Annotated in this window: 23 protein-coding genes; 11 read left to right on the top strand and 12 right to left on the bottom strand. The window is 67.7% G+C overall.

Features of this window, described 5'->3' with window-relative positions:
- The gene (locus AUR65_RS08280) at positions 1 to 1,341 is read right to left on the bottom strand and encodes a TIGR00341 family protein (RefSeq protein ID WP_058566391.1); all 1,341 of its coding nucleotides are present in this window, start codon (positions 1,339 to 1,341) and stop codon (positions 1 to 3) included.
- A 191-nt stretch (positions 1,342 to 1,532) separates the two neighbouring features.
- Here AUR65_RS08280 and AUR65_RS08275 point away from each other — a divergent pair, with 191 nt between their 5' ends.
- Entirely contained in the window at positions 1,533 to 2,270 is a 738-nt protein-coding gene (locus AUR65_RS08275) for a CPBP family intramembrane glutamic endopeptidase (protein WP_058566390.1), read from the top strand.
- A 45-nt stretch (positions 2,271 to 2,315) separates the two neighbouring features.
- Here the strand turns inward: AUR65_RS08275 and AUR65_RS08270 are convergent, their stop codons facing one another.
- Complete coding sequence (locus AUR65_RS08270) at positions 2,316 to 2,774, bottom strand: NOB1 family endonuclease (RefSeq protein ID WP_058566389.1); 459 nt, start codon at positions 2,772 to 2,774, stop codon at positions 2,316 to 2,318.
- A gap of 16 nt (positions 2,775 to 2,790) precedes the next feature.
- The gene (locus tag AUR65_RS08265) at positions 2,791 to 3,036 is read right to left on the bottom strand and encodes a PRC-barrel domain-containing protein (protein ID WP_008096388.1); all 246 of its coding nucleotides are present in this window, start codon (positions 3,034 to 3,036) and stop codon (positions 2,791 to 2,793) included.
- A 200-nt stretch (positions 3,037 to 3,236) separates the two neighbouring features.
- On the opposite strand from AUR65_RS08265, the gene infB reads away from it, so the two are divergent.
- A complete protein-coding gene (infB, locus tag AUR65_RS08260) occupies positions 3,237 to 5,039 on the top strand; it encodes a translation initiation factor IF-2 (protein ID WP_058566388.1) in 1,803 nt (600 codons plus the stop codon).
- 73 nt (positions 5,040 to 5,112) lie between these two features.
- Positions 5,113 to 5,436 (top strand): hypothetical protein, encoded by a 324-nt coding sequence (locus AUR65_RS08255; RefSeq protein WP_058566387.1) that lies wholly within the window; start codon positions 5,113 to 5,115, stop codon positions 5,434 to 5,436.
- Positions 5,437 to 5,465: 29 nt separating this feature from the next.
- On the opposite strand, the gene AUR65_RS19930 is transcribed toward AUR65_RS08255, so the two are convergent.
- From AUR65_RS19930 to AUR65_RS08230, 6 genes are all read right to left on the bottom strand, one after another.
- Positions 5,466 to 5,627, bottom strand: a complete 162-nt coding sequence (locus AUR65_RS19930; protein WP_006601142.1) for a hypothetical protein — start codon at positions 5,625 to 5,627, stop codon at positions 5,466 to 5,468.
- A 170-nt stretch (positions 5,628 to 5,797) separates the two neighbouring features.
- Positions 5,798 to 6,181: a DUF5811 family protein gene (locus AUR65_RS08250; RefSeq protein ID WP_058566386.1), complete on the bottom strand. Its 384-nt coding sequence runs from the start codon at positions 6,179 to 6,181 to the stop codon at positions 5,798 to 5,800.
- 98 nt (positions 6,182 to 6,279) lie between these two features.
- The gene (locus tag AUR65_RS08245) at positions 6,280 to 7,125 is read right to left on the bottom strand and encodes a sensor histidine kinase (protein WP_084816417.1); all 846 of its coding nucleotides are present in this window, start codon (positions 7,123 to 7,125) and stop codon (positions 6,280 to 6,282) included.
- 92 nt (positions 7,126 to 7,217) lie between these two features.
- The gene (locus AUR65_RS08240) at positions 7,218 to 7,691 is read right to left on the bottom strand and encodes a pyruvoyl-dependent arginine decarboxylase (RefSeq protein ID WP_058566384.1); all 474 of its coding nucleotides are present in this window, start codon (positions 7,689 to 7,691) and stop codon (positions 7,218 to 7,220) included.
- Between the two features lie 108 nt (positions 7,692 to 7,799).
- Positions 7,800 to 9,038, bottom strand: coding sequence for a proteasome-activating nucleotidase Pan2 (pan2, locus tag AUR65_RS08235; protein ID WP_058566383.1), 1,239 nt, complete (start codon positions 9,036 to 9,038; stop codon positions 7,800 to 7,802).
- Positions 9,039 to 9,443: 405 nt separating this feature from the next.
- The gene (locus AUR65_RS08230; protein WP_042661735.1) at positions 9,444 to 9,917 is read right to left on the bottom strand and encodes a deoxyuridine 5'-triphosphate nucleotidohydrolase; all 474 of its coding nucleotides are present in this window, start codon (positions 9,915 to 9,917) and stop codon (positions 9,444 to 9,446) included.
- Between the two features lie 271 nt (positions 9,918 to 10,188).
- On the opposite strand from AUR65_RS08230, the gene AUR65_RS08225 reads away from it, so the two are divergent.
- The 8 genes from AUR65_RS08225 (at position 10,189) to AUR65_RS08190 (ending at position 18,817) form a co-directional block, all read left to right on the top strand.
- Complete coding sequence (locus AUR65_RS08225) at positions 10,189 to 12,153, top strand: aconitate hydratase (protein WP_058566382.1); 1,965 nt, start codon at positions 10,189 to 10,191, stop codon at positions 12,151 to 12,153.
- A 153-nt stretch (positions 12,154 to 12,306) separates the two neighbouring features.
- On the top strand, positions 12,307 to 12,795 hold the full coding sequence (gene rimI / locus AUR65_RS08220) for a ribosomal protein S18-alanine N-acetyltransferase (RefSeq protein WP_058566381.1): 489 nt from the start codon (positions 12,307 to 12,309) through the stop codon (positions 12,793 to 12,795).
- 82 nt (positions 12,796 to 12,877) lie between these two features.
- The gene (locus AUR65_RS08215) at positions 12,878 to 16,093 is read left to right on the top strand and encodes a bacterio-opsin activator domain-containing protein (RefSeq protein ID WP_058566380.1); all 3,216 of its coding nucleotides are present in this window, start codon (positions 12,878 to 12,880) and stop codon (positions 16,091 to 16,093) included.
- Between the two features lie 160 nt (positions 16,094 to 16,253).
- The gene (locus AUR65_RS08210; protein ID WP_058566379.1) at positions 16,254 to 16,601 is read left to right on the top strand and encodes a HalOD1 output domain-containing protein; all 348 of its coding nucleotides are present in this window, start codon (positions 16,254 to 16,256) and stop codon (positions 16,599 to 16,601) included.
- 260 nt (positions 16,602 to 16,861) lie between these two features.
- Positions 16,862 to 17,377, top strand: coding sequence for a DUF5810 domain-containing protein (locus AUR65_RS08205; RefSeq protein ID WP_058566378.1), 516 nt, complete (start codon positions 16,862 to 16,864; stop codon positions 17,375 to 17,377).
- 24 nt (positions 17,378 to 17,401) lie between these two features.
- On the top strand, positions 17,402 to 17,905 hold the full coding sequence (locus AUR65_RS08200) for a DUF5809 family protein (protein WP_058566377.1): 504 nt from the start codon (positions 17,402 to 17,404) through the stop codon (positions 17,903 to 17,905).
- A complete protein-coding gene (locus AUR65_RS08195; protein WP_058566376.1) occupies positions 17,902 to 18,465 on the top strand; it encodes an NUDIX hydrolase in 564 nt (187 codons plus the stop codon). Before AUR65_RS08200 ends, AUR65_RS08195 begins: the two co-directional genes overlap by 4 nt.
- A 1-nt stretch (position 18,466) precedes the next feature.
- Positions 18,467 to 18,817 (top strand): rhodanese-like domain-containing protein, encoded by a 351-nt coding sequence (locus AUR65_RS08190; protein ID WP_058566375.1) that lies wholly within the window; start codon positions 18,467 to 18,469, stop codon positions 18,815 to 18,817.
- A gap of 125 nt (positions 18,818 to 18,942) precedes the next feature.
- Here the strand turns inward: AUR65_RS08190 and yciH are convergent, their stop codons facing one another.
- The 3 genes from yciH to AUR65_RS08175 form a co-directional block, all read right to left on the bottom strand.
- On the bottom strand, positions 18,943 to 19,236 hold the full coding sequence (gene yciH, locus AUR65_RS08185) for a stress response translation initiation inhibitor YciH (protein WP_004976316.1): 294 nt from the start codon (positions 19,234 to 19,236) through the stop codon (positions 18,943 to 18,945).
- Positions 19,237 to 19,302: 66 nt separating this feature from the next.
- Positions 19,303 to 20,349 (bottom strand): DUF7096 domain-containing protein, encoded by a 1,047-nt coding sequence (locus AUR65_RS08180; RefSeq protein ID WP_058566374.1) that lies wholly within the window; start codon positions 20,347 to 20,349, stop codon positions 19,303 to 19,305.
- 147 nt (positions 20,350 to 20,496) lie between these two features.
- Positions 20,497 to 20,977: helix-turn-helix transcriptional regulator (locus tag AUR65_RS08175; RefSeq protein ID WP_394337340.1), on the bottom strand; the 481-nt coding region annotated here is incomplete at its 5' end.

Below are 20,977 nucleotides of genomic sequence, written 5' to 3'. Positions count from 1 at the left end.
CTAAGCGGGACGCGGGACGGGACCGACCACGCGCTCCGTCGCCGTCACCCCGTCGTCGCTGGGAAGTGACGCGTCGACGGCCTCGACGACGACGATGACGTCGAAGCCCTGTTCGTCTCTGATGACCGTCCGAACGTCTTCGGCCAAGCCGTTCGGCGGGACGCCGCCCGGCGAATCGACCAGAATCGTTACCTCGGGCTCCTCGCTGAACAGGAGCCCCTGCACCGGCGACACGTCGATGTGAACCTCGACGAGTCGCACGTTCCGGTACTCGTTGCGCGAGAGCACGTCGGCTATCTCGGCGTTTAGCTCCGTTCTGAACTCCGCGTCGGCGACCGACAGGAGGCTCACGAACGCGAGGATACTGCCCAGCGCGATGAGCGCGAAGGAGATGATTCCGAGCAGTTGGAGCGTCCGCTTCCGGGCGGAGTCAGTCCGGGCTTCCGAGACGGGTCGGTAGCCGCTCAGCCACAGCAGGCTGAGCGCGACGAGGTTCACCGCGAGGACGTTCACGAGCAGGAGCGTGCCGGCCTCCGCCACCGCGAGCGGGGCGTCCCACGCGATGCCGATACCGACGGTCGCGGCGGGCGGGACCAGCGCGACGGCAATCATGGCACCCACGAGGACCGACGAGACCCCGCGGGTGAGGCTGAGCACCGCGGCGACGCCGGCCCCGACCGCGAGCACGAGCGAGAGGACGTTCGGCGTCAGTCGCTCTTGGACCTGCGGGACCTCGATGGGGTTGAACCCCGGCGGGACTAACAGCGTCTCCTTGACGAGAAGCGAAAAAACGAGTCCGCTCGCGATGGCGAGCGCCACGCCGAGAACCTGCAGTCCGACCCCGCGGCGGAACAGTCTGGGCTCGTAGAGGACGCTCCCCACGGAGGCCGAAATCGCGGGCCCCATCACGGGCGCGATAATCATCGCGCCGATGATGACCGCCGCGGAGTTCGAAAGCAGACCCGTCGTCGCCACGACGGCGCTCACGATGGTCATCGCCACGAACGTCGAAAGCGGAGGGGCCATGTCCTCGGCGCGCGAGACGAGTTCCGCACGCGACAGCGAGAGGTCCGTGTAGTTCGCTTTGACCTGCTCGAACCGCTTGGAGACGACCGTCTCCGCCGAGACCACGATGGTGTAGCCGTCGTCCTCTAAGCCGACGGCTCGGAGGCGCGTCAGTATCGGGTCGACCGCGCTCGTCGGGACTGGAAACGAGACCTGCGCGTCGTACCCGCCCCTCCCGACCTCCGCGCTGACCGCGTAATCGATGCCCTCGCTGTCTAACTCGTCGAGAACTGCCTCTACGCTTCCGGTCGGGATGAGTACGTGAACGAGCCGCATCGTCGCGGTAGAATACGCCTCAATCGACTATAAATACATAAGTTAAATGTTCGTAACTATTCAATAATCGCGGGACGGAGACAGTAGGGAGGACGGGACAGTCCGCCGAAGCGGGAGACGCGCCGGTTCGTCGGGCGGTGGGGTACTCCGACCCGAATCGGTTATCCGACCCCGTTCCGAAAGGGAGGGCAATGGCACACGACACCGCCCGCGCGTCTGCGAGCCCCGCAGACCACCTCCAAGCGTACGGTGGCATCATCATCGTCGTCGCCCTCTCGCTCCTCGTCGGCGCGACGTTCGGCTCGGTCGCCGGCGGCCTCGCTCGCGGCGTGGTTCCGGGCGACACCGCGCTCATCGGCGCGATACAGAGCGCCGGACAGTTCATCGGCTTCGGCGTCGTCGGCGCGGGTTACCTCTCCATGCGCGACGACTGGGACCTGATTCGATTCGAGCGGCCGACCGCGCGCGACGCCCTGTGGATTGCCGGCGGGTTCGTCGCCGTGATGGGCGTCTACCTCGGCGCGTCGGCGCTGATGTCCGCGCTCGGCATCCAGAGCGGCGACAGCGTCATCGCCCAGCAGGGCCGCGAGAACCCGGTGTACTTCCTGTATCTCACCGTCGTCACCATCGTCCTCGTCGGCCCGGCGGAGGAGCTAATCTTCCGCGGCATCGCCTTCGGCGAACTCCGACGGCTGTGGGGTCCCGCGCCCGCGGTCGTCCTGTCGAGTCTGGTGTTCGCGTCGATTCACCTCTGGTCGTTCTCCGGCGAGGGGCTGTACGTCTCGCTCGGGATGGTGTTCGCCCTCGGGAGCGTCCTCGCGCTCGTCTACGAGAAGAGCGGAAGCCTGCTCGTCGCCGCGCTGGTCCACGGGCTGTACAACGCGGTCCAGTTCCTCGTGAGCTACGCGCAGGCGACCGGGATGGTCTGAAAAAAGAACGACGGACAGCCGAGTCGAGTCGAGCGGTCGGCCGGCTTACGCCGGGTTCTTCCGCGACAGCTCCATCCCGCAGATGGGACAGCGCTCTTTGTTCTCGTCGAACTCGCGGCCGCAACCCTGACATTGGAACTTCCAGTTCCGCTGTTCAGCGATGCCGTCTTGGGCGATGACTTCGACGCCGACGTTGAGCCGCTCGGCGACGTTCTGCATCGCGTAGTCGTCGGTGACGAGCGTCGCGTCGAGTTCGAAGGCGGCGGCGATGAGGCGCGTGTCGGTCTCCGAGAGCACGTCGCGGTCGCCAGTCTCGCCCGCGGCGCGAAGCACTTTGTCCACGGTTCCCTGCCCGGGGATGTGGACGTACATGCCCGCGCCTTCGAGAGCGTCGAAGCGGAAGGCGTGCTCGCCGGTGAGTTCTTCCTTGACGAGGGGAATCGAGGCCGTCTCGTCGTCGGTGTGGTACTCGTTGATGAACGCAGAAGCGTCGAGAATCCGCATTGAGAATCTCCTTGAACTACCGTTGGACGACGATGTAATCTTTGACCGCCTGCACGCGATTCACCGGGATTCGGAACCGACCGCGGTCGTCCTGGTCGAACGCCACGCGACTCGGGGCCACCTGCTCGTTCGGCTGGACGAGGAGATCGTGAAGTTCGCCCGATTTCAGATCCATCGTGATGTTGTACAGCATCCCGAGTTCCGTCCCGTCGGACCCCATGACGGCCTTTCCGGAGAGGTTCTCGGCGAGTATGTCGGCCATACACACCCCTTCCTCGTCGGTTCACATAAACGGCACGGGCACGTCTGACGGGCGGCCGACGGGCGGCCCGAATCCGCCTCCGGGCCGCGAGAACAGTCGACACGGCGAAATCGTGAGACACGTACGCACGGCCGTGACGATGGACTTAACTTGAGTCACCGACTCGATTTCGGTAAGAGCTTTCTCCGGGGCGATTCTTCATGTCCGACACTGATTCGACGTCACAATCCGATACGCTTCGCACACCCATCGTGGCCGTCCTCGGCCACGTGGACCACGGGAAGACGAGTCTTCTCGACAAGATTCGCGGCTCCGCCGTCAGCGAGGGTGAGGCCGGTGCCATCACCCAGCACATCGGCGCGACCGCGGTCCCCTTAGACACCGTCTCGCAGATGGCCGGCAGTCTGGTCAAACCCGAGGACTTCGACCTCCCGGGGCTGTTGTTCATCGACACCCCGGGTCACCACTCCTTTAGCACCCTCCGCTCCCGCGGCGGGGCGCTCGCCGACATCGCCATCCTCGTGGTCGACGTGAACGACAGCTTCCAGCCGCAGACCGAGGAAGCCATCGACATCCTCAAACGAACGGGGACGCCGTTCATCGTGGCCGCGAACAAGATAGACACGACGCCGGGCTGGAACCCCCAAGAGGGGGAACCCATCCAGAAAACGTACGAGGAACAGTCCCAGCGCGCCCGCTCGAAACTCGACGAGAAACTGTACGAGATTATCGGCGAACTCTCCGACCGCGGCTTCTCCTCGGACTTCTACTGGCGCGTCCAGAACTTCCAGTCCAACATCGGCGTCGTCCCCGTCTCCGCGCTCACGGGCGAGGGCATCCCGGACCTGCTGGGCGTCCTGATGGGCCTCTCCCAGCGCTACATGAAAGACGAGATGGCCATCGACGTGGCCGGTCCCGGCTCCGGGACGGTCCTCGAAGTCAAGGAGGAACGCGGCTTCGGCGCGACCCTCGACGTGGTCCTCTACGACGGGACGATTCGCGCGGGCGACACCGTCGTCGTCGGCGGCGCGAACGACCCCATCGTCACCGAGGTCCGCGCGCTCCTCCAGCCCCGACCGAACGCCGAGATTCGCACCGAAAAGCGGTTCGACAAGGTCGACGAGGTCCGCGCCGCGGCGGGTGTGAAAATCGCCGCGCCCGACCTCGAAGACGCGATGGCCGGCGCGCCGGTCCGCGTCGTCGGCGACCGCGACCTCGACGAGGTCATCCGCGAGGTCGAAGCCGAACTCGCCGACATCGAAGTCACGACCGAAGAGGAGGGCGTCGTCGTCAAGGCCGACACGCTCGGCAGCCTCGAAGCCATGGCGAACGCCTTACAGGAGGCCGAGGTCCCCATCCTCCGCGCCGAGGTCGGCGACGTGGCTCCGCGCGACGTGGCCGTCGCCTCGACCGCCCGCGAACCCGAACACAAGGTCATCCTCGGGTTCAACGTGGACGTGCTCTCGAACGCCGAGGCCGAACTCGACAAGAACGACGTGAAACTGTTCGAAGACGACGTTATCTATCAGCTCGTCGAGGAGTACGAAGACCACGTCAACGAGATGAAGCGCGCCCAACAGGAGACGATTCTCGACAAAATCGTCCGCCCGTGTCGCTTCCGCATCCTTCAGGACCACGTCTTCCGGCAGAACAACCCCGCCGTCGTCGGCGTCGAAGTCATGTCCGGGACCATCAAGAACAACATGAACGTCGTGAAGTGGGAAGACGGCGAGGCCAACCGCGTCGGCCAGCTCTCGGGCATCCAAGAGAACGGCGAGGACGTGTCGAGCGCCCGCGCGGGGTCGCGCGTCAGCGTCGCCATCGACGGCCCGACGGTCGGCCGGCAGATAGACGAGGGCGACGAGCTCTGGATCGAACTCCCCGAAAAGCACGCGAAGATTCTCGAACAGGAACTCCGCGACGACATCCCCACCGACGAACTGGAAGCGCTGTCGGGCTACCTCGAAAAGCACCGCCGGCGCGACCCCTTCTGGGGGAAGTAGGCGACCCGCGGGGCCGTCACGTCCGGCGAAATAACTAATATTTAGACGTTCATACTCGTCTGTGAGTGGTATCATGCGCACACGAACACCCCATAGCGACAGCATCGTCTCGGAAGCGACGCGGTACGACGCCATCCTCGCGACATTGCCGCTCCCACTTCTCGTCGGGACGGCGGTCGGCACGTTCTCGCCGCTCCCGCTCTCGCTCGTCGTGGGAACGAGCGGCCTCGTCTCCGCGGCCGTGCTCGCCTACGGGTTGTTCGTTGCGACGCCGCGGTCGGTGCCCGGTCCGGCCGGTGGGTCGGGGACGACCGCCGAGACCGACGTCCCACTCGACGGCGTTACGTCTCGCGTCCGCGACGACGACAGTCGAAACCGCCGTCGCGGGAGCGTCTAAGCCGGAGTCACTCGCTCGCTCGGGTCCGCTCAGGGACGGTTCCACTCCCAGAACCAGTACGCCGCGCCGAACAGCATCAGTCCCGCGCCGAGAGCCGAAGTCGCCGGTTCGGGGAAGACAAACAGCAGGAAGCCGACGATGATGAGCGTCGTCGGACCAATCTCGTCCGCGTAGTCGAAAATCGAAACCATACTTCCCTTTCGACCGCCTCCGTGAAGTGTATTGTTCTCGTTCTGAAGTGACGAGAGAACTCGGCGACGAAACACAGGACACGAGGAACGACGGAGAGAAATCGGCCGGCAGGTCGCAACCGCGCGTCAGTCGCCACTCGGACCCCGGCGGCGACGGGGGTCGGTCGGGGTTACCGCGCGGCGGGCGTGAGGTCGTCGCCGACGGCGCTCATCACCTGAAACGCCGCGCTGGCGGCGAGCCCGCGGGCGACCTCGTTGCGGTCCTCGTCGGTGAGTCCGGCGTCGAGGTCGTCGGCGTCCGGCGAGAAACCGGCGCTGACGGGGTGGCCGACCGGCGGGTGGACGGCCACGGTCGCCAGCGGTCCGTTCGCCCCGGTCGAGAGCTCCGAGCCGACGGCGAACCCCTCGGGGAGGTACGACTCCGTCCGCGAGACGATGCCGGCGACGGCCCGCCGGAGTGCGTCCATCTGGTCGACGGTCAGTTCTCGGTCGGCCGACGGCTGGCCGGCCCCAGCCACGCCGGGAGCGCCCGCATATGGGTTGTTCCCGTTCATCAGTCGTCTGCGATACGGGAAGGACGTGTAAAAAGCCGTCGTCGGTCGGCAAGGCGGTGAGGGAACCGAAACCGACTGGCCGCGCCGTGACGCCGCCGTCAGGCCGGTCGCGGGAGCGAGACGGTGACGACGGTGCCGTGGGCCTTCGGCTTCGAGATGTCCAGCGACCCGCCGGAGGCGTCGACGATGGCGCGGACGAGCCAGAGGCCGACGCCGCTGGTGTGCGAAAGCGGCGTCTCCGTCCCAGACAGGAGGGCGTCGCGTTCGGCGTCCGGGATGCCGGGACCGTTGTCGGAGACGGTCACGCCGACGACCTCGCCGAGTTGCCAGACGCCGACGTGAACCTCCGGTTCGTCGCAGTCGGCGTGGACGACGGCGTTGTCGAGCAGTTCGGCGATGCTCCGCGGGAGCGCCGGATGCGCCCGCACGACGAGCGTCTCCGGCGAGGCGACCGAGACCTGCACCGCCGGGTACTCCATTTCGAGGTCCTCGACGGCGTCTGTGACCGCACAGGAGAGGTCGACATCGACTTCGTTCCCCTCCGCGAGTTCGACGGTCCGGAGGAGTGCGACCTCGTCGCTCACCTCGACCAGCCGGTTCGCCCGCTCTCGAATCGCCTCGACGGGCTCGGTGTTCGACGCCGCGTCGTCCTTCGGTTCGACGAGTTCGGCGTAGCCGAGGATGGCGGTGCAGGCGTTCCTGATGTCGTGTCTCAGGATTCGGTGGAGAACGCTCGTGTGCGCGAGCGTCGACTCCAGTTGCTCGGAGGTCCGGTTCAGTTTGGACTGACTCCGGTTGACGAGGGCGTACACCAACAGCGCCGAGAGGCCGACGAACAGCCATCCCTTCGCCGTCTGGATGAGCTCGTGGTTAGGGAGTCCCTCTACGAGACTGTCGCTCGTCGCGACCCACAGAAAGCCGAAGCCGGCGTAGATGAGCGCCACTCGCCTCGGGGACAGGTCGAACGGCGCGTCTCCACTCATGGCGGAGAGATACTCACAACAGCTGATGAGTCCGTCGGTCAGCGCAGGGGCCGTCAGAAGATAGATTCGCTCTGCCCGTAGGCCGCGACCGTGACGGCGGTGGTGTAGCCGTCTCCCTCGTGGGTGCCGGTCGTGAGCGCGACCTCCTCGTCGTCGAAGGACCACTCGCGGAGGTTCCGGCCCGCTTCGAGTCCGTCGAGGACGGCCGCGCGGACGCTCGCTTCGTCGGTGCCGGAGGCCTCGTAGAACAGGCCGGGACCGGAGCCGGTCGCCCAGCCGAGGCCGGCGACGGCCGTCTCGCCGGGCGTCGAGGTGGTCTCGCGGGCCTGCACCACGGTCAGTCGGTTACCGGCGGGACCGAGGTCTGGAGCCACGTCGACCGCCTCGACGGTCGCGTCGGCGGGGACCACCGAGGAGACGGCGACGAGGTTGTAGTTGTGGACGTTTGCGGCGGCGAGCGCGGCGTCGTACGACGCCATCTCGGTTGGGGCGGTGCCGACCCCGCGGACGACGCGAATCGTGTTCATGTCCGAACTCTCGCGGCGGCGGAAAAGGGGGTTACGAATAGCGGCGCTCGAAAGCCGGGGAGTGAGAGCGACGACGGCCACCGCCGACGCGGTCCCGGGCAACCGACCTCAGTACTGGTAGTCCGTGAAGCCCGAGATGGGACCGGTGCCGGACTCTTCGACGTTCGAGAGCTTCTCGTGGGCGGCGTCGAAGTCCGCGCCCGTCACCTCGGTCCGGCCGTCGCGGATGGCGAACATCCCGGCCTCGGTGGTGAGCGACGCGATGTCCGCGCCGGAGTAGTCGTCGAGTTCCTCGGCGAGCGAGTCGAGGTCCACGTCGTCGGCGACGTTCATGTCGCGGGTGTGGATGTCGAGGATGCGGCGGCGGCCCTCGACGGCGGGCTTGGGGACCTCGATGAGGCGGTCGAACCGGCCCGGGCGAAGGATGGCCTCGTCGAGCATGTCGAAGCGGTTCGTCGCCGCGATGATGCGGATGTCGCCGCGGTCGTCGAAGCCGTCCATCTCCGAGAGGAGCTGCATCATCGTGCGCTGGACCTCGGCGTCGCCGGAGGTCTTCGAGTCCGTGCGCTTCGAGGCGACGGCGTCGATTTCGTCGATGAAGATGACCACCGGTTCGCGCTCGGCGGCGAGCTTGAACAGGTCGCGGACGAGTCGCGCGCCCTCGCCGATGAACTTCTGGACGAGTTCGGAGCCGGCCATCTTGATGAACGAGGCGTTGGTCTCGTTGGCGACGGCCTTGGCGAGCATCGTCTTCCCCGTGCCCGGCGGGCCGTACAGGAGCACGCCCGCGGGCGGGTCGATGCCGACTTCCTCGAACATCTCGGGGTTCTCGAGGGGCTGTTCGACCGCCTCGCGGACCTCGCGGACCTGCTCGTCGATGCCGCCGATGTCGTCGTAGGTGACCGTCGGCGACTCGACGACCTCCATCGCCTGCGCCCGCGCGTCCGTCTCGTCGTCGAGGACGGTCTGGACGGCGAACGAGTCGTTGATGGCGACGCGGTCGCCGGGCTCGATGTCGTCGATGTTCAGGGTCGGTGCGAACTCGGTCAGGACCTCTTGGTTGTTGCCGTGCTGCTTGATGATGACGCCGTCGTCGGTCAGCTCCTCGACCGTGGCGATGTAGTACGAGGCCGTCTTCAGGGCCTCGTTGCGCGCTTTCATCTGGTCGACTTCGTCGACTAACTCGGCGTGGCGGTCATCGGCGTTCTGGAGCCGCTGGTCGAGTTCGCGGTTGACGTCGACCATGCGTTCGAAGTGCTGGCGGAGTGCAGAGAGGCGCTCTGCATCCGACATCTCGGGGTCCAGATCGAGATGAGGACGTTCCGGGAGAGATGGACTCCGTGACATCAGTGATTGGCCACACTTAGGCATGCGCGTAAATGTGCCTTTGGGTCAGAGAACCCGAGTGCAGTACTCGAAGCGACTTTAGGTGACGGCGGCCCCGCGAGCCCGTGTTTCGGCGGCGAATCAGGTGCCGGCAGAGCGACGCCGGTGCTCGCTGGAAGCGTGCAGGGCGCAGGAAACGCGTGAAGCAACGGAGACGAAGATGTGGAAGGAGGAAGTTGCGGAGGTTCGGTGTGTACAGGTCGCCCCTCGTTTCGGCCCGACGTGCCCTCCGCGATAACAGATACGACGCCCACCGACTTGAAAGGAATTCGTCATCGCCGAGAACGTCCCGTAAATCGGCATGTCGGTATTCATCCGGTATTATCAGGCGGGCGACCGTCCGCGGGACCGACAGACCGACGGCCGTCAGCGGGTCCGCTCACCCTGATAGCTCCCGTCGTACGTCTCGTCGTGGGTCGCGTCCGCGAGGACGATTTGGGCGACGCGCGCGCCGCGTTCGAGTTCGACGGGGTGGTGGACCTGTAGGAGTCCCTCGCCTTTCCCCTCGTAGCCGGCGTCCCAGACCGCCGTGTTCAGCATACAGGAGTTCCGCATGAGCGACGACCGCGGGTAGATGAAGCCGACGTGGTCTTCCGGGATGTGGACCGTCTCGGCGTACTGGAGGACGTACCCGCCGGGGTCGAGTCGGTACGTCTCGGTGTCCGGGTCGGCGAAATCGAGGGCGCGGCGCTCGCCGACGGTCTTTCCCTCGCGGCCGAGGCGACCCGGTTCGACCTGTTCGAGGACCGCTTCGAGCGTCAGGTCGACGCCGTTGGGTTGGACCTGTTCGGCCGTGACCGGCGAGATGTGCTGTGCGACGAACGAGCCAGCGCGGTGCATATCCGAACCCTGTTTAGCGGGCGCAAAACTGTGCCGGACCTCGGCCGGCGTCACCCCCACACATCCCCCCGCGTTCGGGGCCGCGACGGAGTCGAAATCACTCTCCGTTTGGGGCGGTGACGCCCCCCGCGGTGACAAGTCACATGGGAGAACCAACAAGGAGTTTAATGGCCCTTAGACGCTACAAACCCCGAGACAGCGCTATCTTTCACGTTCGAAGATAGGGAAGTACGCGGGATTTATATCCGAGGACCATCGAGGTTCGGGTGTTATGGGACAGACGCTCACGGAAAAGATTCTCTCGGACCACCTCGTCGAGGGTGACCTCACCCCCGGAGAGGAGATTGGAATCGAAATCGACCAAGTTCTGATGCAGGACACGACCGGGACGATGGTCTGGCTCCAGTTCGAGGCACTCGACCTCGACGAGGCCCAGACCGAACTCGCGGCCCAGTACTGCGACCACCAGACCTACCAGTTCGACTTCAAGAACACGGACGACCACCGCTTCCTCCGTTCCGCGGCCGGGACATATGGTGCCCACTTCTCCCGCCCCGGTAACGGTATCTGCCACAACGTCCACAAGGAGAACTTCGCCGCGCCCGGCAAGACGCTCCTCGGCTCGGACTCTCACACGCCGACCCCCGGCGGCCTCGGCCAGCTCGCCATCGGTGCCGGTGGCCTCGACATCGCTGTCGCCATGGGCGGCGGCGCGTACTACGTCGAGATGCCGGAAGTCGTGAACGTCCGCCTCGAAGGCGAACTCCCCGAGTGGTCCTCCGCGAAGGACGTCATCCTCGAGATGCTCCGCCGCGAGACCGTCAAGGGCGGCGTCGGCAAGGTGTTCGAGTACACCGGCCCCGGTGCTGAATCGCTCACCGTGCCCGAGCGAACCACCATCACCAACATGGGGACCGAGCTCGGTGCCACCTCGTCGCTCTTCGAGACCGACGAGAAGACCAAGGACTACCTCGAGCGCCAGGGCCGCGGCGACGAGTACGTCGAGCTGACGGCCGACGACGACGCCGAGTACGCCGACGAAATCGTCATCGACCTCAGCGAGCTCGAACCGCTCATCGCCTGCCCGTCGATGCCCGACAACGTGGTGCCGGTCCGCGAAGTCGCCGGCGAGAAGGTCGAGCAGGTCCTCGTCGGTTCCTGTACCAACGGCGGCTACGAGGACGTCCTCCCGGCCGCGAAGATGGTCAAGGACCAGGAAGTCGCAAAGCACCTCGAGATGATCGTCGCGCCCGGTTCGAAGCAGGCCGGCGAGATGCTCGCCCGCGAGGGCTGGACGGCTGAGATGATGGCGGCCGGCGTCAACGTCTCCGAGGCGACCTGTGGCCCGTGTATCGGTATCGGCCACGTCCCCGCCTCCGACTCCGTCTCGCTGCGCACCTTCAACCGCAACTTCGAGGGCCGCTCGGGCATCGAAGACGACAACGTCTACCTCTGCTCGCCGCAGGTCGCCGCCGCCGCGGCGCTCAAGGGCGAAATCGTCGACCCGCGCGACCTCGCCGACGAACTCGGCCTCGACGCCCCCGGCGTCGAACTCCCCGACAAGTACGACGGCTCGAAGACGGACCTCATCTACGCCGAAGACGCCATCGACGACGAGCTCATCAAGGGCCCGAACATCGGCGAGGTTCCCCTGCAGGACCCCCTCGGCTCCGATATCTCGGGTGAGACCCTCCTGAAGATGGAGGACAACATCACGACCGACCACATCATCCCGGCGACGTCCGACATCCTCAAGTTCCGCTCGAACATCGAGCGCCTCTCGGACTTCACGCTCTCGCGCGTCGACGAGACGTTCGCCCAGCGCGCCAAAGACGCCGGCACCGGCGTCCTCGTCGCGGGCGAGAACTACGGTCAGGGTTCCTCCCGCGAACACGCCGCGATGTGTCCGATGTACCTCGGCATCGAGGCGGTCCTCGCGCAGTCGTTCGCTCGCATCCACAAGGCGAACCTGTTCAACTTCGGTATCGTCCCCCTCGCCATCGACGAGGAGACGTACGAGAAGATCGAGCAGGGCGACGACGTCGAAATCGTCGACGACGTTGCCGAAGCCGTCGAATCCGGCCAGGAAGAGTTCACCATCCGCGTGAACGACGACTGGGAAGCGACGGCGAACCTGCACGCCTCCGAGCGCGAGCGTCGTATCCTCACCGCCGGCGGCAAGCTCCCCCTCACGAAGCAGCAGGCCGAGGGCGGCGCTGCCCCCGCGGACGACTGAACGCGACCAACCACTTCTCACTTTTTCGCCCGGCGAGCGACGGCCATCGCGCGACCGACGGGTCGCATCGACCGCGACCGTGAGCGTCCGCCCCAACCACCGCCGCGCGCCCGTGCCGTCGGGCTTTTGCGTGCCAACCACGTAGCGCCGAGCGTGACGTCGTTCGACGACGCGCTCGCCGACGACCTGGTCGTCCGGCGGGTCGACCGCGCGGACCTCCTCGACGTGCTCCGCATCGAGCGGACCTGTTTCTCCGAGCCGTGGCCGTACTCCGCGTTCGAGATGTTCGTCGACGAGCCGGCGTTTCTCGTCGCCGCCCGCGGGGACGAGGTGCTCGGCTACGTCGTCGCCGACGTGATGCCGAACCACGGCAACGACATCGGCCACGTGAAGGACCTCGCGGTCCGCCCGGCGGCCCGCGGAAACGGCCTCGGCCGGCGGTTGCTCGTGCAGTCGCTGACGGCGATGGCCATCGCGGGCGCGACGGTCGTGAAACTCGAAGTCCGCGTCTCGAACGACCCCGCCATCGGCCTCTACCGGAGTCTCGGCTTCGAACCCGCCCGCCGGGTGCCGGGCTACTACGGCGACGGCGAGGACGCGTACATCATGGTCCTCGACGTGGCCGAGTGGCAGAGCGGCTGACAGGACCGCACGCGGTCGGACGAGGGCTTATCACGACGAGCCACGTACACGAGTTGTGTTACCGCCCCCCACCGTACTCTGTGTGAGTGACGACGACGAGTTCGTGGCGGCTCTCGAATCGTCGCTGTCGTCGCTCGACGAAGCGACCGCCGTCCGCCACGTCCGCACTCCCGCCGCGGCGCGCGCGGAACTCGTCGCCGCCGCCGCGGCCGTCTCCTGTATCGTTTTCACCGCACCCACGGCGGCCGGTGACGAGGGGGCGTTCGTCCGCGACATCTACGCGCAGGGTATCGACATCCCGGTCGTGGTCGCGGCCGCCGACCGCGAGGTCGCGGCGCACGCGGTCGAAGCCGGCGCGACGGACTACGTCGTCCGCGACGACGACGACCCGGAGACGATGTCGTGGCTGGCCTTCCGCGTCGAGCGGGCGCTCGGCGAGTGTACCCTCGCGCGGAACCACCGCGACCGAATCGAACAACAGCGCGTCGTCTCCGAGGTCGGCACGCGGGCACAGACCGCCACCGACCTCGACTCGACGCTCGACCACGCCGCGCGTCGCGTCCGCGACGTGCTCGACGCGGACTCCGTCACCATCTTCGAGGGCCTCGACGACGGCGCGTTTCGCGTCGCCGCCGCCGCGGGATGGTCGGCGAGCAGGAGTCACGGGCCCGCCGCGGCCGGGGGGACGCAGGCCGCAGAGACGTACCGGACCGGTCGTTCGACGCTCGTCGACGACTTCGACACCGACGAGCGCTTCGAGCGCGCCGCCGACGCGGCTCCGTCGGGACCGAAAAGCGGCATCAGCGCGGCCATCGGCGGCGACGAGACGTGGTGGGGGGTCATCAACGTCCACGGCGTCGCCCGCGGGCAGTTCACCGACGACGACGTGCTGTTCTTGGAGAACATCGCGGCCGTCGTCGGCGCGGCGACCGAGCGACACGAACTCAAGAGCGCGCTCTCCGAGGTCTTAGAGCGGATGGACGAGGCGGTGATGGGATTCGATGCGGACTGGCGCGTCACGTACGTCAACTCCACGGCCGAACACGGACTCGGGATGTCCGCCGCGTCGGTGCTGGGGACGCGCATCTGGGACTCGGTTCCCGAGGCGAACGTCTTCCGCGAGGAGTTCGAGCGCGCGATGGAGCGACAGGAGCCCGCGACGTTCGAGACCTACTACGACCGCCTCGAAACGTGGTACGCGGTCCGGGCGTACCCCTCCGAAACGGGGCTCTCGGTCTACTTCACGGACATCACGGAGCAGTTGGAACACGAGGTCGAAGCCGAGCAGTACGGGCGGATGCTGGCGGCCGTCGCCGACGCGGTGTACGCGCTGGACGACGAGGGGCGGTTCGCGGCCGTCAACCCGGCGTTCGAGCGGCTGACGGGGCTCGACCGCGACCGCGTCATCGGGTCGTCGACGGACCTGCTCGCCGAGAACGCGACCGCGACCGACGAGAGCGACGAGGCGTTCGCGGCTTCGTCGCGGGGCATCGTCGAATTCGAACTCCAGACTCCCGACAACGAGGTCGTCCGGGTCGAGAACCACCGGACGCCGCTGGTCGTCGGCGGCGAGGAGGTCGGCTCGGTCGGCGTCCTCCGCGACGTGACGAAGCGGCACCGCTACGAGCGCCTGCTGGCGACGCTCCACGACCGGACCCGCGAGATGATGGGCGCGACCGACAGACAGACCGTCCTCCGGGCGGCCGCCGACGCCTGCGACGAGGTGCTCGGCGACGCCCGGACCGAGCTGTTCGTCTTCGACGAGTCGGACACGAGTCTCGTCCGCGTGGGCGCGGCGGGGACCGGCCTCGGCGACACGCCGCTCGACGGCGGCCTCGACCGCGGCGGCGTCTGGGACGCGTTCGTCTCCGGCGAGGTCCGCGTGGTCGAACTCGCGCCCGACGGGGGCGTCGTCGACGGCGTCGAGCGCGTCATCGCCGCGCCGCTCGGTCGCCACGGCGTGCTCGTCACCGGCCATCCCGGCACCGTCGCGCCGAACGAGGTCGACGTGGAACTCGTGAACCTGCTTTCGGCGACCGTCGAGGAGCTGCTCGAACGCGTCGACGCCGAGGCGGAGCTACGCGAGCGCGACCGCCGGCTCGAAGCCCAGAACGAGGCGCTCACTCGGCTCGACCGAATCAACGAGACCATCCGAAACATCAACCAGTCGCTCATCCGCGCGCCGACCCGCGGCGAGGCGCTGTCGGCCGTCGCCAAACACCTCGTCGATGCCGACGACTACGCCGTCGTCTGGCACGCCGAGGCCAGCGACGTGGACGAGACGTATCGCCCGACGAGCGACGCGGTCCACGGCGCGGACACCGCCTACGCGGACCGGCTCGGAGAAGTGGCGAGCGCGGAGCCGCTGTTTTCGCTCCTCGAAGCCGCCATGGAGAGCCGAGAGATACAGGTAGTCGCTGACGTGCTCGACGACCCCGCGTGGGCCGACCACCGCGGCGACGCCCTCAGCTACGGGTTCCGCGCCATCGCGGTTATCCCCGCGGTCGCCGACGACCGGGTCGAGGCGCTGTTCGTCGTCCACGCGACCGACCCGGACTCCTTCACCGACGACGACGGCCTGCTCAGCGGGCTGGGCGAGACGGTCGGCTACGCGCTCACGGCCACGGGGCGCGCCGACGCCATGCTGACCGAGCGCCAGACCGACGTGCAGGTACAACTCGGCGGCGACCGGCTGTCGCTGTCGCGGCTCGCCCGGCGGGTCGGTCACGCGGTGAGCCTCGGGGGCGTCATCCCACAGTCCGACGGCTCCGTCATCGCGTTCGTCACCAGCGACGCGGAACCGGAGGACGTTGTCGACGCCGGACGAGACATCGCGACGCGCGTGCGCCACGTCTCCACCGACGACTCGGGGTCGCTGTTCGAACTCCGACTCCCGCGCGAATCGCTGTTCGAGACGCTGTACGCCTCGGAGGCGACGCTCCGCGCGCTCGACGCGACGCCCACCCAGACCACGCTCACCGCCGAAGTGCCGGAGCGAATCCGGGTCCGGTCGTTCGTGGACGCGCTCGACTCGAACTACCCCGGAACGAGCCTGCTGTCTCGGCGGACCGCCGCCGACGGGGCCGAGTCGCCGCAGACGTTCGCCGCCGAGATGCGCGCGGCGTGGACGAGCCGCCAGCACGAGTCGATTCGGGCGGCCCACCTCGCCGGCTTCTACGAGTGGCCGCGCCGCAGCACCGCCGAGACGCTCGCGGAGACGTTCGACATCAGCGCGCCGACCTACCAGTACCACCTGCGCGCGGCCGAGCGAAAGTTGGTCGAACGCGTCTTCGAGTGAGGACGTACCACGTGCTGACCACGTTACCAACTGCTGTTCAGGTTCGGTTCTAGGTACCTAGAGGTGGCGCACGCGCCACCACTAGTTGGATAGCAGCGACCGATATATCCCCGAGCGTCGTCGGCACGGGTGTCGGCGAGGCGCCGACGCGAACCGAATCATGGATGAAACTCGCGCGTTACCGGGCAACGATGTGGGATGGAATACGGGTTCGACCGACGAGGTCGTCGCCCAACACGACTGGAGCGGACGAGACACCCTCGCGGTGACAGTCGTCACCGCGACCGCTCAACTGAACGGCGTGGACGCCATCGAACTCCCACCGTTGTCCGAGACTATCGACCCCGACGCGCTTTGTCAACTGTTCGCCCCGCTGGCGCGGGCACCGGCGACGGACGGCGGCACCCGCGGGTCGATAGCGCCGTCGCGCGGCCGAATCGGGTTCCGGTACGCTGCCTGCGACGTGACCGTCTGGGCCGACGGAACGGTCATCGTCAAGTCCGCCTGACGCATCGACACACGAACGAATCGGTATCACCACCACCACCACCACCACACGACGCGGCACCCCGGACGGTGCCGCGAAAGCCGACCGTCGCCCGCGACCCACCACCATCACCACGCGGGCGACGCGGCCACATTTCCTTTGGCGACCGACGACGCTGACGCGATGCGATGTGATGCGATTCGACGCGACGCGACGCAACGCGACACGGGGCGACGCGAGAGTGCGACGGGTTTTGGTACACAGAGCCGCTACCGGAGGGCATGGGATACGCCTGTCCGGTCTGCGACGCGCCGCAACGCGACGAGACGCACCTCGCGAACCACCTCGCGTTACAGGCCATCGTCCACGGCGACGACCACGAGACGTGGCTGGACGAACACGCCCCCGAGTGGGCCGACCTGAACGCCGACTCGCTCGGCCCGCTCGTCTCCGACCTCGCCGAGGAACGCGAGTTCGACGAGGTGTTCGAGGACACGGTCGACCGCACGGGCGGCCGCGGCCACAATCACGCGCACGGACAGGAACACGACCACGACATCCCCGACCGGCAGGCCCAACCGTTCGGCGGCTCCGGCGGGTCGCAGTCGCTGTCGGGGGACGCGGCGCGCATCTTCGAGCAGGCGCAGTCGCTCACCCGCGAGATGTACGAGGAGGGAGAAGACGGCGAGGACGAGCAGGCGCGCGACGGCGACGACGAGGACGCCGGCCGCGATGAGGGGACCGACGAGAAGACCAACGAGAAGACCGACGACGACGCGGACAGGAAAGAGTCGTAAGTCCGGGCCCCGAACCGACTGGCGATGGAAACCCACGGGACGATTGCTCCGGCGTCGCTCGACGAGGCCGAGGCCGCCTTCGACCGCGTCGGACCGACCGCACAGGTGGTCGTCCGCGAGACGGCCAAGGCGATGGAGTTCGACCGCGAGGAGTACCGCGAACGCGTGACCGGCGACGTAATCGAGACGGTCCGGAACGCGCTGTTCGCCGAATCGCTTTCGGTCACGGTCGGCACGCGCGACGAGTTCGACGACTGGCGCGCGGCCCACGAGGGCTACGAGGTCGTCGAACTCGGCAACCCCGACGTGGACCGCGTCGCGTGGCACGCGGTCCCCTTCGCCGAGACGGTGCTGGCGACGACGTTCCAAAACGAGGAGGACGCCGCCGTCAGCACCCTCCGCCGGAACGCCTTCGGCCGCGTCTACCGCGACGCGCTCCTCGGGGAGGAAGCCGAGCGCGACGAGGCAGCCGCGGCTGACGACGGTCCCGCCGAGACCGAGTCCGACGCGACCGGAGCGGACCGATGACCGACGACGGCCGCCGACACGAGCGCCTGCCCGACCCCGAGTGGCGCGTGCTGGAGTCCGAAATCGAGTACGACACCGGCTGGTTCACCGGCGGCTACGACCTCGTCGAACAGCCCAACGGGACCACGAAGCGCTACTACTGGGCCGAACTGGCGACCGCGGTCGTCGTCGTCGCCGTCGCGGACGACCACGTCGTCTTCGTCGAGCAGTACCGGCCGAACATCCGCCAGACGCAGCTCGAACTCCCTGCGGGCGTCGTCGAGAAAGGCGAGTCCTTCACCGACGCCGGGGTGCGCGAACTCCGCGAGGAGACGGGGTTCGCCGCCGACTCGGCGTCGGTCATCGGCGACGTGTGGTGTTCGACGGGCGTCCTTCGCCACCGCCGCGGCTTCGTCTTCGCCGAGGGTCTCACGCCGGTCGAGCGCGACCTCGACGACAACGAGTTCCTCTCGGTCCGCGCCGTGCCGGTCGAGGAGGCCATCGAGCGGGCGACCGAACCGCCGACGAACGACGCGACCGTCGAGGGCGTCCTCCTCGCCCGCGACGAGGGCCTGCTGTAGGATGGTCGAGGAACTTTCCCCCGCAGAAGTCGAGGAACTCCTCGACGGCGAGGACCCGCCGCTGGTCGTTGACGTGAGCACCGAGGCGGAGTTCGCACTCGGGCACCTACCGGGGAGCATCAACGTCCCGCTCGCGAACCTCGTCTCGCACCTCGACCGCGTCGCGGGCGCGGAGCGCATCGTCACCGTCTGCCCGCGGGGCGAGGCGAGCGTGCAGGCCGTCCGCCTGCTGTCGGCCTACGAGGGGACGGAAGACGCCCGCATCGAGAGTATGGCCGGCGGACTCGACGCGTGGGACGGACCGCTCGAAGAAGGCATCGACGAGGACGCGGAAGACGACGAGCGGCGCTGAACGGCGGCGTCGCTGACGCGTTGACACGCCCGCGGACACGAGCGGTCGGGCGACTAACGGACTAACGGCTCGTGTGCGCTGATTTACTCCGAAAAATCTCGACGGCGGGCTAACTCAGAGGTCGGTCACGCGACGTTGAACCCCTTTTCGCGGAGGAAGTCCTCCACGCGGCCGCGGTGGTTGCCTTGGAGTTCGATGGAATCGTCTTCGACGGTTCCACCGCAAGCGAACTTCGACTTTAGGTCCGACGACAGGCTGTCCATGTCGACGTCCTTCGGGTCGAATCCCTCGATGACTGTAACCTCTTTTCCGTAGCGGCGCTCGTCGATGCGGATGACTATCTCCTGAGACTCTTTCGCCACGTCCTCGCAGACGCAGAGCTCTTCAGGGAGCCCGCACGTCGAGCAGACTTCCGACATTACAGTGTGGACCTACAGGATGGGGATATTAAACAGTATCGGGAGGCGGGGTCGCCGTCCCCGGCTTCAAGCGCCCGAGTCGTCCGTGGACGACGTTTCCGATTCGTCGTCTGTCGTCGCGTCGTCAGTCGTGGTCGTACCGTCGTCGGACTGCTCGTCGTCGGTGGTCACCACGAGGTCGCTCCCGTCGGCGTCCGTCGCCCGTTTGTCGTTGCCGGGCGGCGTCTCCGGGGCGTTGCCGCGGTCACCGTCGCCGGACGCGTCCTCGGACGCGTCGCCGGTCACGTCTGTCGCGTTTCCGTCGGTCGCGTTCTCGGCGTCGGCGCGAACGTCATCGGCGCGGTCGCTCGCCTCAGAACGCGAATTTCCCGGGGCGTCACCTTGCCCCGCGTCGTCAGGTCGCCCGCCGTTGTCGGCTTCCGACTCGTTTCCGGCGCGCTCGCGGCCGATACCCTTGCCGGGGTTGCCCGCGAGTTCGCGGGCGATTTCGGCCACTTCGGGGCCGGTGAGTTCGCTCGCGTTCGTGCGGAGCCTGTCGAGTTCGGCCGTGTCGACGCCGCGGGCCGAGAGGTCCCCGGCGGGGACCGTCGAGGCGGCGTCAGCCGTCTGGTTCAGCATGCTCCGGGTGCGTTCGATGTCGGCGACCGTCTGGGTCAGTCGCGCGCGGTACTGGCCCTCCGAGAGGGTGCCGTTTTCGCGCTGGGCTTCGAGGCGGTCTCTGCGCTGTTCGAGTTCCGTGAGGCGCTCGCGGACCGTCTCGACCTGCGTGGCCACGACCGCGGCCTTCGAGGCGTTCGAGTTCGCCTTGGCGAAGCGCGCCTCGAAGGTGCGGCGTTCGAGTTCTCCGTCGGTCTCGGAGCCCTGCACGCCGATGACGGCGGACAGGCGCTGACCGGGGAGCGTCTCCGACGACGCGGCGCTGTCGTTGCCCGCCGTGTCGTTGGTCGCGCTGTCGTTCGCGGTCGTCTGTGCGACGGGTGCGGCAGCCGAGGCATCGGTGGCCGCGGCCGTCGTTCCCATCGGTCCGGCCGGGGCGGCGAGAGCGAGCGGTGCGCCAACCGTCGCCAGCAACACGGCGGCGACGACGGCGAGCGCAGCGGTTCGTCGACTCATCACTCTCGTTTTGGAACCCCGTTCCGATATAAACGTGCGGTCGTGCCCGCGAATCAACCCCAGTCAACGGCAGTTTGAGCGCCGCGTTCGGGTCGGTGCCGTCTCCCGATTAGGGACCGACCACCGACCGAAACGGTCGTAAGAAATTTATACTCCTTTCGAGTCGCCGTCGTCGCCGTCCTCGTCGTCTTCCGGCAGTCGCAGGACGTTCTCGCGGCCGAGGCGGAAGCCCTCGATGGTCCCCTCGTCGCGCATCCCGCGGACGACCTTGCTCGTCTTCGCGTCGGTCCAGTCGAGCGCGCCGGCGACCTCCTGTTGCTTGATGCGGCCGCCGCGGGACTCGATGAGCCGGAGGACGCGCTCTTCGTTGCTGAGGAGTTCCGGCGGCGGGCTCGGCTCGTCGCCGTCGTCGTCGCCCGCGTCGGCATCGTCGGCGGCCGCGTCCGCACCGGCTCCGGCGCTCGCCGCGGTAGCGGCATCGTCGGCCGCCGACGCCGAAGCCGCATCCTCGGTGGCCGCGGTGGTCGAGTCGGCGGACGCTCCGGCGTCTGTCTCGCCGGCCGCACCGGCCGCGTCTGCGCCGCCGTCGCCGCCGCCGAGCGCGCCCCGCGAGCGGAGATAGAGCGCG

This window comes from Haloferax marisrubri (genome assembly GCF_001469875.2).
GTDB classification, from domain to species: Archaea; Halobacteriota; Halobacteria; order Halobacteriales; family Haloferacaceae; genus Haloferax; species Haloferax marisrubri.
This window is presented reverse-complemented; position numbering and strand designations above follow the sequence as displayed.